The sequence below is a fragment of the Xanthomonas sp. WHRI 10207 genome, from assembly GCF_040202975.1.
In the GTDB taxonomy this organism is placed as follows: Bacteria; Pseudomonadota; Gammaproteobacteria; order Xanthomonadales; family Xanthomonadaceae; genus Xanthomonas.
Genome location: NZ_JBEGDX010000002.1, coordinates 350,709 through 365,532 on the forward strand (window position 1 = coordinate 350,709; position 14,824 = coordinate 365,532).

A 14,824-nucleotide genomic window follows, 5' to 3' on the forward strand; every position below is an offset into this window, starting at 1 on the left:
AATCGCGGACTGATGCCGCAGCCTACCTATCCCTCGCCGCCGCTGCCCAAGTCTGGCCAGCTCCGCGCCTACTGGCGCTCTCCGTCTTCCCCGACTGCACTGGCCTGGTCGATCGCCCGCGCCGCCGAAGCGCATGCCGGCCCGCTGCTGGTGATCGCCCGCGACAACCAGAGCGCGCACCAGATCGAGGCCGACCTGCACGCCTTGCTCGGTGAGCACGCGACGCTGCCGGTGGTGCCGTTTCCCGATTGGGAAACCCTGCCCTACGACCAGTTCAGCCCGCACCCGGAAATCATCAGCCAGCGCCTGGCTGCCCTGCATCGCCTGCCCGGCCTGAGCAAGGGCGTGGTGATCGTGCCGGTGCAGACCCTGATGCAGCAGCTGGCACCGCTGAGCTACATCGTCGGCGGCAGTTTCGATCTCAAGGTCGGCCAGCGGTTGGATCTGGATGCGGAAAAACGCCGCCTGGAAAGCGCTGGTTACCGCAACGTGCCGCAGGTGATGGACCCAGGCGATTTTGCGGTGCGCGGCGGGTTGCTCGACGTGTTTCCGATGGGCGAAACCACGCCGCTGCGCGTGGAGTTGCTGGATGAGGACATCGACTCGATCCGCGTGTTCGACCCGGAATCGCAGCGTTCGCTGGACAAGGTGGACGCGGTCAAGATGTTGCCCGGCCGCGAAGTCCCGATGGACGATGCCAGCGTCGAACGCGTGCTGGCCTGCCTGCGCGAACGCTTCGATGTGGATACCCGGCGCAGCGCCTTGTACCAGGATCTCAAATCGGGTCTGGCGCCGTCAGGGGTCGAGTACTACCTGCCGATGTTCTTCGCCAAGACCGCCACGCTGTTCGATTATCTGGACAAGCGCGCGCTACCGTTGATCGCCACTGGCGTGTCCAACGCCGCCGATACGTTCTGGGCGCAGGCGCAGAATCGCTACGAACAGCGCCGCCACGATGTGGAACGCCCGCTGCTGCCGCCGGAGGAGTTGTATCAATCGCCGGATGCGCTGCGCGAGCGGCTCAACAAGCTGGCGCGTATCGAGGTGTGGGCCAGCGACCATGCGCGCATCGACGAGGCCGCCGCGCTCGGCGACCAACCGCTGCCGCCGTTGCCGGTTGCCGCAAAAGACGCGCCGGCTGGCCAGGCACTGGCTTCGTTTCTGAGCAACTACCCGGGCCGTGTGCTGGTCGCCGCCGATTCGGCCGGCCGCCGCGAAGCCTTGATGGAAGTGCTGGCCGCCGCCCAGCTCAAGCCGGATGTCGTTGCCGATGTGCCGGCCTTCCTGGCGGCGAGCAAGCTGCGTTTCGGCATCACGGTGGCAGCGCTGGAAGACGGGTTTGCGCTGGATGAGCCGCAGATTGCGTTGCTGACCGAGCGTCAGCTGTTTCCCGAGCGGGCCAACCAGCCGCGCCGCACGCGCCGGGTCGGGCGTGAGCCGGAAGCGATCATTCGCGACCTGGGCGAGCTGTCCGAAGGCGCCCCGATCGTGCACGAGGATCACGGTGTGGGCCGCTACCGCGGGCTGATCGTGCTCGATGCCGGCGGCATGCCCGGCGAGTTCCTGGAAATCGAGTACGCCAAGGGCGACCGGCTGTATGTGCCGGTGGCCCAGTTGCATCTGATCAGCCGTTACTCCGGTGCATCGGCCGAGACCGCGCCGCTGCATTCGCTGGGCGGCGAGCAATGGACCAAGGCCAAGCGCAGAGCCGCCGAGAAGGTGCGCGACGTGGCTGCCGAACTGCTGGAAATCCAGGCCCGCCGCCGCGCGCGCGCCGGCCTGGCGCTGCAGGTGGACCGTGCGATGTACGAGCCGTTTGCAGCCGGGTTCCCGTTCGAAGAAACCACCGACCAGCTCGCCGCCATCGACGCCACGCTGCGCGATCTGGGCAGCAGCCAGCCGATGGACCGCGTGGTCTGCGGCGATGTCGGTTTCGGCAAGACCGAGGTCGCGGTGCGCGCGGCATTTGCTGCGGCCAGTGCCGGCAAACAGGTCGCCGTGCTGGTGCCGACCACCCTGTTGGCCGAACAGCATTACCGCAATTTCCGCGACCGCTTCGCCGATTACCCGATGAAGGTGGAAGTGCTGTCGCGCTTCAAGAGCACCAAGGAAATCAAGGCCGAGCTGGAGAAGGTCGCCAGTGGCGATATCGACGTCATCATCGGCACGCACCGCTTGTTGCAGCCGGATGTGAAGTTCAAGGATCTGGGCCTGGTCGTGGTCGACGAGGAACAACGGTTCGGCGTGCGGCAAAAAGAAGCGCTCAAGGCGATGCGCGCCAATGTGCATCTGCTCACGCTCACCGCCACGCCGATCCCGCGCACGCTCAATATGGCCATGGCCGGGTTGCGCGATCTATCCATCATCGCCACCCCGCCGCCCAACCGGCTGGCGGTGCAGACCTTCATCACCGCCTGGGACAACACGCTGCTGCGCGAAGCATTCCAGCGCGAGCTCAGCCGTGGTGGCCAGCTGTACTTCCTGCACAACGATGTGGAAAGCATCGTGCGCATGCAACGCGATCTGTCCGAGCTGGTGCCGGAAGCGCGTATCGGCATCGCGCACGGGCAAATGCCCGAGCGCGAGCTGGAACGGGTGATGCTGGATTTCCAGAAGCAGCGCTTCAACGTGCTGTTGTCGACCACGATCATCGAATCGGGCATCGACATTCCCAACGCCAACACCATCATCATCAACCGCGCCGATCGCTTCGGTCTTGCGCAGTTGCATCAGCTGCGCGGCCGCGTGGGCCGTTCGCATCACCGCGCTTACGCGTATCTGGTGGTGCCGGACCGGCGCTCGATGACCTCCGATGCAGAAAAGCGCCTGGAAGCCATCGCCTCGATGGACGAGCTGGGTGCAGGCTTTACGCTGGCCACGCACGATCTTGAGATTCGCGGCGCCGGCGAATTGCTCGGCGAAGACCAGAGCGGCCAGATGGCCGAGGTCGGTTTCAGCCTGTACACCGAGCTGCTGGAACGCGCGGTGCGCAGTATTCGCCAAGGCAAACTGCCCGATCTGGATGCCGGCGAAGAAGCGCGCGGCGCCGAAGTGGAGTTGCACGTGGCCTCGCTGATTCCCGAGGATTACCTGCCCGATGTGCATACGCGCCTGACGCTGTACAAGCGCATTTCCAGTGCACGCGACACCGATGCCTTGCGCGAATTGCAGGTGGAGATGATCGACCGCTTCGGCTTGCTGCCGGATCCGGTCAAGCACCTGTTCGCGATTGCCGAGCTCAAGCTGCAGGCCAATGCGTTGGGGATCCGCAAGCTGGATCTGGGCGAAAACGGCGGGCGTCTGGTGTTCGAAGCCAAGCCGTCGATCGACCCGATGACCGTCATCCAGATGATCCAGAAGCAGCCGAAGATCTACACCATGGATGGCCCGGACAAACTGCGCATCAAGTTGCCGATGCCCGAAGGCGCAGACCGCTTCAACGCCGCACGCGGTTTGCTGGCCGCACTGACACCGGGCTGAAGCGCAACGCCGCGTTTGACGGCGTCGCAACAGACTCGACAGCACCACACGCCATGCACGCAGGTGAGCACCACCTGTGTGCATGGCGTGCGCGCGAGACATCTTCGATATCGCGCCAATCTGCGTCACACGCAACGGGCTCGCAGCCCTTGCCCTTGCTCGATGCGCACTGCTCCGCCGTGTTTGAAACACGCGCACGTTGTCCCGGGACTGTCCAGGACAAACGCCTTATGAGCCTGCTTGCGACAAACCTGAGCAGTTAATTTCAGAACTGCTAGAAGATTTCACATTTACGTCATTCGACTGAATTTGGCCTAAATATTCCAGCTAGGCGCCGATACCTGCATAGACCGGCATGACCCTGTGTGCAGAGCACGCCACGCAGATCCATGTCACCGCGACCTTCTCCCCGCGTCATCGCACCCAACGTGCGCCATCGCTTGAGGCACCCATGAACACTCCATCTCCCGATCTGCCCGCGCCGTTGACGCTTGCCCTTGAGGGCGAGATGACGATTCGTCGCGCCGCCGAACTCAAGCCGCTGTTGCAGCCGGCGTTGGCGCATCCGGGTGGAGTGCATCTGGATCTGGCGGCAGTGAGCGAAATCGACACTACCGGCCTGCAATTGCTGCTGGCCACCAAGCAGGCGATCCAGGCCGATGGACGGCCGTTTTCGCTGACCGATTCCAGCCGTGCGGTGGTCGATGTGATCGAACTGCTCGGCCTGCTCGAAGCGCTGTACCCGCACGCGGTTGCCGGCCTCGGCGAACAGATTCACTAACGGACGGGTGAAGCGCGCATGGACATGAACCAGCTGATGCAGACCTTCCTGGCCGAGAGCCGGGACCTGCTCGAAGACATGGAACGGCATCTACTCGAAGCCGAGCGTGGCGAGTCGTCGCCGGATGCGGTCAATGCGATCTTCCGTGCCGCGCATACCATCAAGGGCTCGGGCGGATTATTCGATCTGCCGCAGCTGGTCGGCTTCACCCATGTGGTGGAAAGCGTGCTCGATCTGGTGCGCGATGAAGCGCTGACGTTGAGCTCGGAACTGATCGGGCTGCTGCTGGTGTGTTGCGATCATATCCATGCATTGGTGGAGACTGCCGCCGACCCCAGTCATGCCGATGCGGATGCGCTGGCTGCCGAAGCCGAACCGTTATTGGCGCAGCTGCAGACCTATCTGCAAAGCAGCGCCTGCGGCGTCACCGCCGCCGCCATCCAGTACAGCACGCCTGAAAAACAGAGCGGTTACTGGCGTATTTCGCTCAAACTCTTCGCCGACGCACTGCGCTTCGGCAACTCGCCGCTCAAGCTGATCCGCAATCTGCGCGGCCTGGGTTCGGTGGAATCGATCGGCACCGACTACAGCCAATTGCCAAAGTTCGAAGACCTCGACCCGGAAGCCAATTACCTCGGCTTCCAGATCCTGCTACGCAGCGATGCCGACCGCGCCGCGATCGAAGAAGTGTTCGAATTCGTCCGCGACGATTGCGATCTGGATATCGCCGCAGTACCTGCGCCAGCCGATACAGCCACGCTGCTGATCAGCGAGCCGGTGGTTGTCGCGCTGCCGGTCAGCGTACTTGCCGACGTGCCAAATGGCGCAAACGCCGCATCGGCGCCGGCCCGCACCGCGCCCGACGCCGGCGGACGCAACAACGATGCGCGTTCGATCCGCGTGGATGCCGACAAGCTCGATCGCATGATCGATCTGGTCGGCGAACTCATCATTGCGGTCAGCAGCACCAATGCCAATGCGCAGCGCACCGGCGATGCGCAACTGCTGGAATCGGTCTCTATTCTGGCCGGCCTGGTGGAAGACGTGCGCGAAAGCGCTCTGCAGCTGCGCATGGTCAAGATCGGCGGCACCTTCAGCCGCTTCCAGCGCGTGGTGCACGATGTGGCGCGCGAGCTGGGCAAGGACATTGCGCTGGTGGTGGCAGGCGAAGACACCGAACTGGACAAGTCGGTGGTGGAAAAGATCGGCGACCCACTGACGCATCTGGTGCGCAACGCGATGGACCACGGCATCGAGCCGGCGGACGTGCGCGTGGCACACGGCAAACCCGCACGCGGCACCGTGGGCCTCAACGCGTATCACGACTCCGGCAGCATCGTCATCCAGATCACCGACGACGGCGGCGGCTTGAACCGCGACCGCATCCTGGCCAAGGCGCTCGAGCGCGGCCTGATCGAACCCGGCCGCCAGCTCAGCGACCGCGAAGTATTCGCGATGATCTTCGAACCGGGCTTTTCCACCGCAGAAAAGGTCACCAACCTGTCCGGCCGCGGCGTCGGCATGGATGTGGTCAAACGCAACATCACCGCCCTGCGCGGCACGGTCGAAATCGACAGCGCTGCCGGGCTGGGCACCACCATCTCGGTGCGCCTGCCGCTGACGCTGGCCATCATCAACGGCTTCCAGGTGGGCGTGGGCAAATCCGTGTTCGTGGTGCCGCTGGATGTGGTGGAGGAATGCGTGGAGTTCACGCCCGACTACGCCAGCGACTACATCGACCTGCGCGGCAGCGTGCTGCCGTATGTGCGCCTGCGTGAACTGTTCGCCCTCGGCGGCAGAACGCCGGCACGCGAAAGCATCGTGGTGATCCGCCAGGGCGCACAACGCTTCGGCCTGGTCGTGGACACCTTGCTGGGCGAATGGCAGACCGTGATCAAGCCGTTGTCCAAGGTGTTCGCACAGGTCAAAGGCATCAGTGGCTCCAGCATCCTGGGCAGCGGCGATGTCGCGCTGATTCTGGATGTGCCCAGCCTGATTCAGCAGTTGCATCCCAACCAGGACGCGCTGGCGGCCTGAGCATTCGCAGTTTCGCTCCTTACAACCCGCCTCGTTCGTTGTTACCTGACCCCAGGAACTCTCGCCATGTCACACCGTCTTCCGATCGCCACCCAGTTATGGTTCACCGCCGCTCTTGCGGTGGCCCTGCCCGTCCTCGTGATCGTCGCCGGCTTTGCGCTGACGCTGTCGCATGCAGCCCTGCTCGGCGCCAGCATCGTTGCAGCACTCATCAGCGGTGCACTGCTGATGTGGGCGATCCGCATCGCCAGTGGCGCGCTGGACCTGGCCACCACCACGCTGGACGCCTTCTCGCGTGGCAACTTCGATGTCGCCCTGCCGCAGACACGCGACGAGCATGCCGGCGATGTGCTGCGCGGCTTGCGTAAAGTGCAAAGCGGCATCCGCCACGTCAACGACGAGATCAATCGCGTCTCGCGCGAACACGATGCCGGCGAAATCGACGCACGCATCGATGTGGCACGCTTCGACGGCGACTTCCGCACCATGGGCGATGGCATCAACCGCATGGTTGCCAGCCATATCACGGTGAAAAAGCAGGCGATGGCCTGCGTGGCCGAATTCGGCCGCGGCAATTTCGCCGCCGAGCTGGAACGCCTGCCAGGCAAGAAAGCCTTCATCAACGAGGTGGTGGACCAGATCCGCGGCAACCTCACCGGCATGGTCGCCGAGGTCAACCGCATGTCGGTGGAACACGATGCCGGCGATATCGACGTGGTGATCGACACGCAGCGCTTCACCGGCGACTTCCGTCGCATGGCCGAAGGCATCAATGCGATGGTGGCTGGCCACATCGCCGTCAAGAAGCAGGCCATCGCCTGCGTCGGCGAGTTCGGCCGCGGCAACTTCACCGCACAACTGCCGTTGCTGCCGGGCAAGAAGCGCTTCATCAACGACACCATCGATCAGGTGCGCGGCAACCTGACCGGACTGATCGCCGAGATCAACCACATGTCAGCCGAACACGAAGCCGGCGATATCGACGTGGTCATCGACAGCACCCGCTTCGATGGCGATTTCCGCAGCATGGCCACCGGCATCAACGAGATGGTTGGCGCACATATCGCGGTCAAGAAGTTGGCGATGGGAGTGGTGGCCGAATTCGGCCGCGGCAACTTCGATGCGCCGCTGGCGCAACTGCCGGGCAAGAAGGCCTTCATCAACGACACCGTGGAGCGCGCACGCAGCAATCTGCGCAGCATTTCCGAAGTCATCCAGGTCATGGGCGCGATGGCCGACGGCGACCTCACCCACACCGTGGAAGGTCGCTACGAAGGCGCATTCGCCGACATGCAGCGCTACGTCAACACCACCATGACCCGCTTGACCGAGATCGTCGATGAGGTCAACCGCAACGCCGAAAATCTGGCCAGCGCGTCCGAACAGGTGAGCGCCACCGCGCAAGCGCTTGCACAGGCCGCCAGCGAACAGGCCGCAGGTGTGGAAGAGACCAGCGCCTCGCTGGAGCAGATGACCGCTTCAATCGCGCAGAACACCGAAAACGCCCGTGTCACCGACAGCATGGCCGCCAAGGCCGCCAGCGAAGCGGCCGACGGTGGCGACACCGTGCGCGCCACCGTGGTAGCGATGAAGGACATCGCCAAGAAGATCGGCATCATCGACGACATCGCCTATCAAACCAATCTGCTCGCGCTCAACGCGGCCATCGAAGCGGCGCGTGCCGGCGAGCATGGCAAGGGCTTTGCGGTGGTGGCTGCGGAAGTGCGCAAGCTGGCTGAGCGTAGCCAGATCGCCGCGCACGAGATCGGCGAAGTGGCCGGCTCCAGCGTGGAACTGGCCGAAAGCGCCGGCCGCGTGCTGGGTGAGATGGTGCCCTCGATCCGCCGCACCTCCGACTTGGTGCAGGAAATCGCTGCAGCCTCCGAAGAACAGACCGCCGGCGTCAGCCAGATCAACACCGCGGTGGGTCAGTTGAATCAGACCACACAGTCGGCCGCCGCCAATGCCGAAGAACTGGCCGCCACCTCCGAGGAAATGAGCGCGCAGGCCGAGCAGCTGCAGCAGCTGATGGGCTTCTTCCGGCTGGGCACGGGTGGCCGCAGCGCTGGCTCAGGCAGCAAGAGCGGCCCGCGCCGCGTGGTGCAGGCCAGCCACTCCACGGCGCTCAGCGCACCGGCACGACGGACCAACGTGCGTCAGATCGGCATGGTGGCGGCAACTGCCGATGCCATCGACGAGTCGCAGTTCGCCAGCTTCTGAGGTGTACACCATGCAAGCGCACAACACCGCCAGCAGCACCGCACCGTCGCCGACGGCACCGCAGCAATACCTGACCTTTTTATTGGGCGGGGACATGTTCGGCCTGGGCATCCTCGGGATCAAGGAGATCATCGAATACCGCACGCCCACCGACGTACCGATGATGCCGCCGGCGCTGCGCGGGGTGATCAATCTGCGCGGCGCAGTCGTGCCGGTGGTGGATCTGCAGCAGCGCTTCGGCCGCGACGCCAGTGCGATCACCAAACGCAGCTGCATCGTGATCGTGGAGATTGCGCAGGGCGATGCGCATCTGGTGCTCGGGTTGCTGGTGGATGCGGTCAGCGAAGTGTTGGAGATCGCACCGGGCGATATCGTCGAGCCGCCCAGTTTCGGTGCCGGCATCGCACGCGATTTCATCCAGGCCATGGGCAAGATCGGTGAGCGTTTCGTGATCCTGCTCGATGCCGATGCCGTGCTGGGCCGCGATGCGCTCGCCCAGCTCCCCGCCGCCCCGCTGGCGGCCTGACTTCCGCATGCACGCAAGGATTCCCATGCGCCCCGCCCTTCTCTCCTGCAACTGCACGCTCACCGGCCCGGTGCTGGTGGTCGACGACAGCGTGGTGCAACGCGAACACGCCATGGCCTTGTGCCGCCAGCTCGGCGCCAGCACGGTCGATGGTGCCGTCGATGGCCACGCTGCGTTGGCCTGGCTAGTCCACGCCAACGCGCCCTCGCTGTTGTTGATCGACCTGGAAATGCCGGGCATGGACGGTGTGCAACTGCTCGATGCGCTGGCGCGCGGCCAGCACAACGTGCCGGTGGTGGTGGTATCGCAACGCGGCGGTGCCCTGATCGATGCGGTGATGCAGCTCAGCCGTAGCGCCGGCGTGCGTGTGTTGGGCGGCATCGAAAAACCGATGAACCTGCAGGACCTGGCCACCGTGCTGGAATGCGAACCCGAATCCAGCGCCAGTGTGCCGACCTTCGTGCAAGCGGCAGTTTCGCCGTTGATGTCCAGCGGCGGCGCGGCGGCCTCGCGGCTGGATCGCGCGATGCGGCGCGGCGAAATCCGCGTGGCGTATCAACCCAAACTCGATCTGAAAGACGGCCGCTTGCGCGGGGTCGAAGCACTGGCGCGCTGGCGTCGCCCGCAAGGCGACATGATTGGGCCGGACCGCTTCATTCCACTGGCAGAGCGCGAAGGCTTGATCCACGCCCTGACCCAACAGGTGATCGACAAGGCGATTGCGCAGCTGGTGGATTGGCGCAGCGAAGGCTTTCAGTTGACCCTGGCATTGAACCTGTCGCCCCGGCTTCTCGGCGAAAAGGATTTTCTCGAACAACTGTGCGCCAAGCTGAGCGACAACGGCTTGCGTCCGGCGGACCTGGTGCTGGAACTCACCGAAAGCGCCATCGTGGAACCGGCCAATGCGTTGAGCATGCTCGCGCGTCTGCGCCTGCATGGCTTCGGGTTGTCCATCGACGATTACGGCACCGGCTTCTCGTCGCTGCAACGTCTGGCCAGCATCCCGTTCACCGAACTCAAACTGGACCGCAGCTTTGTGCAGGCCGCGCATCGTAGCCGCAGCCAGCGCACCGTGCTCGAATCCACGCTGGAACTGGCCCACCGCCTGGACCTGACCGCCGTGGCCGAAGGCGTGGAAACGCCGGACGACTGGCGCCTGCTGCGCGAGCTGGGCTGCGACCTGGCGCAAGGCTATCTGATGGGGTCGCCGATGCCTGGGCCGATGCTGTCGGACTGGTGGCGCGAACATGCCGTGCGCATCGCCCGATTGAGCGACAACATGCTCCCCAGCGATGCGGATGTGGCCTGAGCCGATGAATACCGCCACCGCCATCACCGAACAAGAGTTCGGGCGCTTCCAGCGTTTCATCTTCGAAGCCGCCGGCATCAGCATCTCGTCGGGCAAAAAAGCCATGTTGTGCGGCCGCCTGGGCAAGCGTCTGCGCGAACATCAGTTCAGTAACTACACGCAGTATCTGCAGTTGCTGGAAAGCCGCCAGGACCGCGAGGAAATCCAGACCGCGATCGATCTGCTGACCACCAACGAAACCTATTTCTTCCGCGAGCCCAAGCACTTCGATCTGCTGCACAAACTGGCCGGCGAGCATCGCGGCGGGCTGCCGTTCCGCTGCTGGAGCGCGGCCAGCTCAAGCGGCGAAGAGGCCTACAGCATGGCGATGGTGCTGGACGATACGCTGCAAGGCCGCCCGTTCGAAGTGGTCGGCACCGACATCAGCACGCGCGTGCTGGCCAAGGCGCGCACCGGGCATTACGCATTGCAACGCATCGACGGCATTCCGCAGTCGTATCTCAAGCGCTACTGCCTGCGCGGCCAGGGCGAGTATGCCGGCACCCTGCTGGTAGAACGCCGCCTGCGCGACCGCGTGCAGTTCGTGCATGCCAACCTCAACACTGCACTGCCGGCATTGGGGAGCTTCGATGCGATCTTCCTGCGCAATGTCATGATCTATTTCAATGGGCAAACCAAGCGCGAAGTCATCTTGCGCGTACTTGCCACCCTCAAATCGGGCGGGCATTTCTGCATTGGGCATTCCGAAAGCCTGAGCGAACTGGACATCGATCTGGTCCAGGTGGCACCTTCGATTTTCCGCAAGGCATGAACCAAGGATCCACCGTGTCCACAGCGTTCAATCGCCCCGTCACCAATCCCAACACCATCAAGGCCATGGTGGTCGACGATTCGGCGGTGGTGCGCCAGGTCCTGGTGGGCGTGCTCAACGACGCCCCCGGCATCGAGGTGATCGCCACTGCCGCAGACCCGTTGCTGGCCATCGAAAAGATGCGCCAGCAATGGCCCGACGTGATCGTGCTGGACGTGGAAATGCCACGCATGGACGGCATCACCTTCCTGCGCAAGATCATGAGCGAGCGCCCCACTCCGGTGGTGATCTGCTCCACGCTCACCGAAAAAGGCGCGCGCGTGACCATGGATGCGCTGGCCGCCGGCGCGGTGGCGGTGGTGACCAAACCGCGCCTGGGCTTGAAGCAATTCCTCACCGATTCGGCCGACGAGCTGGTCGCCACCGTGCGCAGCGCCGCACGCGCCAACGTCAAGCGCCTGGCCGCACGCGTCACTGCCGTCCCGCTGGAAGCAGAGGTCAAACACACCGCCGACGTGATCCTGCCGGCGCAAAGCGGGCGCGCGCTATCGCAAACCACCGAGCGCATCGTCGCCATCGGCACCTCCACCGGCGGCACCCAGGCGCTGGAAGAAGTGCTCACGGCCCTGCCGCGCGTGTGCCCGGGCATCGTGATCGTGCAGCACATGCCGGAGAAATTCACCGCCGCCTTCGCCGCACGCCTCAACGGTCTGTGCCAGATCGCAGTGAAAGAGGCCGCCAACAACGATCGCGTGATGCCGGGGCGCGCGTTGATCGCACCGGGCGGCAAACATCTGCTATTGCGCCGCAGTGGCGCGCAATATTTCGTCGAAGTACTGGAAGGCCCGCCAGTCAACCGGCACCGCCCGTCGGTGGATGTGCTGTTCCGCTCCGCCGCGCGTGCGGCCGGCAGCAATGCGCTCGGCATCATCATGACCGGCATGGGTGACGACGGCGCCGCCGGCTTGCTGGAAATGCGCCAGGCCGGCGCGCGCACGGTGGCGCAGGACGAACACACCAGCATCGTGTTCGGCATGCCCAAGGAAGCGATCAAGCGCGGCGGTGCGGACCGCATCCTGCCGCTGGGCGCGATGGCGCGGGAGATCGTGACGCAGCTACAGTAGGCGCGACCCCGCAAGAGTACCGGCACCGCCGGCAGCCCGCGGGCATCGACGTGGCAGACGAACGTGCGCAAGCGCCACCCCACAGCGCACGGAGACTGCGGCAAGCGCGGTATCCCGGCGCCCGCCACGCAGGCCGTGTCTTCCAACCACAGGCCACACCGCCGCTGTATTGGCATGCAGGGCAACCTAAAGATCCGCCGTCGCTGCCGCTAACCTGATTGAAGACCCAGCATTGCGCGGGTCACCCGAGGCAGCGGTATCGCCGTCCCGGGACCGGAGGTGCAACATGACGACGCGCGATCTCAACGACGGTCTGTTTATCGATCCGGTCAGTGTGGACTCGGTCATTGTCGACCCCGTGATCGAAGCAGGCGCCAACATCCGCTGTGCTGGATTGGTAGCACCCGCTGCCTATGGCATCGACGACGCGCGCTGCGACCAGCCACATCTGCAACAAGTGCCGGCCATGCACTGCCCACAAGCAGAGCTTCGCCCCGACTGGGCACAGGCGCGTGCAGCCTTGCTCGCGCCGCCCGATGCGCATCGCGCCGCTGGCGATGCGCAGGCGAGTGTGGAATACAACGCTCTCCGTCACCGCCTGCACTAACAGCGGCAACACCACGTAGCGAGCCATCGTCAGCTGCGTGTGGAAAGCGCGCTCATGACCTGCATGTACGCGTGGTACATGCCGCAGCGAGCGCCGGACGCGCCTGTCTGGCGGTGAGCGGAATCGTTTGTCAGCCGCAACACATCACCGTAAGCGTTCGACATGCGCTACTCGCGCATGCGCCGGCAAGTCTTACAGCTGCGAATCCAATGGCAGCCACCCAAGCATCTTCGCCGCACTCCGGCGCCAGACACTGGCCTCCGGCTCGCGTGTCCAGATGCGCGGCGGCTGCGCGGCATCGTCGTGCCAGCGCAGCGCGCCCTGCTCCAGGGTGACCCGGTAACTCACCGGCGCACTGACCTTGTGGTTGTACAGGCGCTCGAGCTCGGCGGTGACGGTGCGATCTTCGAACAGCAAGCCCATCTCGGTATTGAGATTCATCGAGCGCGGGTCGAGGTTGAACGAGCCGATGAAACCGCTGGTGTCGTCCACTACAAACGCCTTGGTGTGCAGGCTGGCGCCGCTGGACCCGAACAGACTCCCGTCCGGCTTGCCCATCGGCTTGAGCTCATGCAGGCGCACGCCCTGCTGCAGCAGCGGTACGCGGTAATCGGCATAGCCGCTGTGCACGGCCACCACATCGTTTGCCGCCAGCGAATTGGTCAGGATGTTCACGCGTACCTGGTGCCGACGCAGATCGCCGATCCAACGCATGCCCTCATCGCCCGGCACGAAGTACGGCGAGATCACCTTCAACTCGCGCTGCGCATGCGCCATCTCACCGATCAATATCGGCGTCATCCAGTCCGCTTGCGGCTGGGCGCCATCGGCTTTTTCCGGAGGATCGGACACGATGCGCGCATGGGCGAGCCAATGCACCGGGCGGTCGCCCTGCATCAAGGCCTGCACGCTGGGCGACCGGCGCAGGCGCTCCACATACGGATGCGCGCGTGCCGAGGCCATGCCGGCATCCAGGCTGCCGCGCAGCGCTTCCAGCGCCTGTGGCGTTGCGTTCACCAGCGCGGCCAGCGGCAAGGCGTTCGGGCTGTTCCAATAGGCATCGAAGTTACGTTCGGCCTGCTGCACCGTCGGCCCCATCACGGCCGCGTCCATGTCCATGAAATTGGTATCGCGCGCGGCATCGAAATATTCGTCGCCCACATTGCGCCCACCCACCACCGCAATGCGTCCATCGGCAATCCAGGCCTTGTTGTGCATGCGTCGGTTGATGCTGAACATGCGCAGCACCATCTCTACGCCGCGCATCAGCGTGCCTTCGCGCGCGCGGGTGGGATTGAACAGGCGGATCTCGATCATCGGGTGGCTGTCGAGCGCCGCCAATACCGAATCGCTGCCGTGGATATTCATGTCGTCCAGCAGCAACCGCACGCGCACACCGCGGTCGGCCGCGCGCAGCAACTCGTTGTGCAACAGGTTGCCGGTGAAATCGGCATGCCAGATGTAGTACTGCAGGTCCAGGCTGCGCCCGGCCGCACGCGCGGTGAGCGCACGCACCGCAAACGCATCGATATTGTCGGACAGGATCACCATGCCGGTCTGTTTGGCATGCGCCTGCTGCAATGGCGCAACCACCCGGTCGATCGGTGTCGCCACGGCAGTCGCCGGTAACGCGTGACTCACCGGGCCGCGTTGGCGATCGGCAAAACGGCCGTAGCCATACAACGACAGCGCGCTGGCCAGTACAAACACCAGCATGCCGATGCCGGTCCATTTGAAGACGTTACGCTTGGTCACTGCCGGGCCCGGGATTGCCAGCGCGGCAGTGTAGATGCTGCACAGCGAGCTGCGTGTGCAGAGGCTGCCACGCAAGCGAACTCAACAACCCTGCAAAACAAGCGGTTTTGCGTTGGGGGCCATCGCTGCGACTGCTGCCAGGCCACCTCTGCGCCGACTAGCAAGCACCGATTC

The 14,824-nt window shown here is 64.5% G+C and carries 10 protein-coding genes and 1 other RNA gene; 9 read left to right on the forward strand and 2 right to left on the reverse strand.

Going from position 1 to position 14,824, the window contains the following annotated elements; translation table 11 throughout:
- Nucleotides 1-12: 12 nt before the first annotated feature.
- From mfd to ABQU90_RS07165, 9 genes are all read left to right on the forward strand, one after another.
- Nucleotides 13-3,480 carry a transcription-repair coupling factor gene (gene mfd / locus ABQU90_RS07125; protein ID WP_323521264.1) on the forward strand — a complete coding sequence of 1,156 codons (3,468 nt, stop codon included), beginning with the start codon at nucleotides 13-15 and terminating at the stop codon, nucleotides 3,478-3,480.
- A 451-nt stretch (nucleotides 3,481-3,931) separates the two neighbouring features.
- Complete coding sequence (locus ABQU90_RS07130) at nucleotides 3,932-4,261, forward strand: STAS domain-containing protein (RefSeq protein WP_115513439.1); 330 nt, start codon at nucleotides 3,932-3,934, stop codon at nucleotides 4,259-4,261.
- 18 nt (nucleotides 4,262-4,279) lie between these two features.
- A complete protein-coding gene (locus tag ABQU90_RS07135; RefSeq protein ID WP_323521265.1) occupies nucleotides 4,280-6,298 on the forward strand; it encodes a chemotaxis protein CheA in 2,019 nt (672 codons plus the stop codon).
- A 66-nt stretch (nucleotides 6,299-6,364) separates the two neighbouring features.
- Nucleotides 6,365-8,518: a methyl-accepting chemotaxis protein gene (locus ABQU90_RS07140; protein WP_115528507.1), complete on the forward strand. Its 2,154-nt coding sequence runs from the start codon at nucleotides 6,365-6,367 to the stop codon at nucleotides 8,516-8,518.
- Nucleotides 8,519-8,528: 10 nt separating this feature from the next.
- The gene (locus tag ABQU90_RS07145) at nucleotides 8,529-9,044 is read left to right on the forward strand and encodes a chemotaxis protein CheW (protein WP_323521266.1); all 516 of its coding nucleotides are present in this window, start codon (nucleotides 8,529-8,531) and stop codon (nucleotides 9,042-9,044) included.
- 25 nt (nucleotides 9,045-9,069) lie between these two features.
- Nucleotides 9,070-10,353, forward strand: a complete 1,284-nt coding sequence (locus ABQU90_RS07150) for an EAL domain-containing response regulator (protein ID WP_323521267.1) — start codon at nucleotides 9,070-9,072, stop codon at nucleotides 10,351-10,353.
- Between the two features lie 4 nt (nucleotides 10,354-10,357).
- On the forward strand, nucleotides 10,358-11,164 hold the full coding sequence (locus ABQU90_RS07155; RefSeq protein ID WP_323521268.1) for a CheR family methyltransferase: 807 nt from the start codon (nucleotides 10,358-10,360) through the stop codon (nucleotides 11,162-11,164).
- Nucleotides 11,161-12,288: a protein-glutamate methylesterase/protein-glutamine glutaminase gene (locus ABQU90_RS07160; RefSeq protein ID WP_055849789.1), complete on the forward strand. Its 1,128-nt coding sequence runs from the start codon at nucleotides 11,161-11,163 to the stop codon at nucleotides 12,286-12,288. Before ABQU90_RS07155 ends, ABQU90_RS07160 begins: the two co-directional genes overlap by 4 nt.
- A 286-nt stretch (nucleotides 12,289-12,574) precedes the next feature.
- Nucleotides 12,575-12,895 (forward strand): hypothetical protein, encoded by a 321-nt coding sequence (locus tag ABQU90_RS07165; RefSeq protein ID WP_323521269.1) that lies wholly within the window; start codon nucleotides 12,575-12,577, stop codon nucleotides 12,893-12,895.
- A 4-nt stretch (nucleotides 12,896-12,899) separates the two neighbouring features.
- Here the strand turns inward: ABQU90_RS07165 and ABQU90_RS07170 are convergent.
- A non-coding RNA gene (locus tag ABQU90_RS07170) (sX9 sRNA) lies at nucleotides 12,900-12,975 on the reverse strand.
- Between the two features lie 112 nt (nucleotides 12,976-13,087).
- Nucleotides 13,088-14,650 (reverse strand): phospholipase D family protein, encoded by a 1,563-nt coding sequence (locus ABQU90_RS07175; RefSeq protein ID WP_323521270.1) that lies wholly within the window; start codon nucleotides 14,648-14,650, stop codon nucleotides 13,088-13,090.
- Nucleotides 14,651-14,824 lie beyond the last annotated feature (174 nt).

Coding starts and splice junctions, on each gene's coding strand:
- mfd (WP_323521264.1), top strand. CDS start 13: ATGCCGCAGCCTACCTATCCCTCGCCGCCGCTGCCCAAGTCTGGCCAG.
- ABQU90_RS07130 (WP_115513439.1), top strand. CDS start 3,932: ATGAACACTCCATCTCCCGATCTGCCCGCGCCGTTGACGCTTGCCCTT.
- ABQU90_RS07135 (WP_323521265.1), top strand. CDS start 4,280: ATGGACATGAACCAGCTGATGCAGACCTTCCTGGCCGAGAGCCGGGAC.
- ABQU90_RS07140 (WP_115528507.1), top strand. CDS start 6,365: ATGTCACACCGTCTTCCGATCGCCACCCAGTTATGGTTCACCGCCGCT.
- ABQU90_RS07145 (WP_323521266.1), top strand. CDS start 8,529: ATGCAAGCGCACAACACCGCCAGCAGCACCGCACCGTCGCCGACGGCA.
- ABQU90_RS07150 (WP_323521267.1), top strand. CDS start 9,070: ATGCGCCCCGCCCTTCTCTCCTGCAACTGCACGCTCACCGGCCCGGTG.
- ABQU90_RS07155 (WP_323521268.1), top strand. CDS start 10,358: ATGAATACCGCCACCGCCATCACCGAACAAGAGTTCGGGCGCTTCCAG.
- ABQU90_RS07160 (WP_055849789.1), top strand. CDS start 11,161: ATGAACCAAGGATCCACCGTGTCCACAGCGTTCAATCGCCCCGTCACC.
- ABQU90_RS07165 (WP_323521269.1), top strand. CDS start 12,575: ATGACGACGCGCGATCTCAACGACGGTCTGTTTATCGATCCGGTCAGT.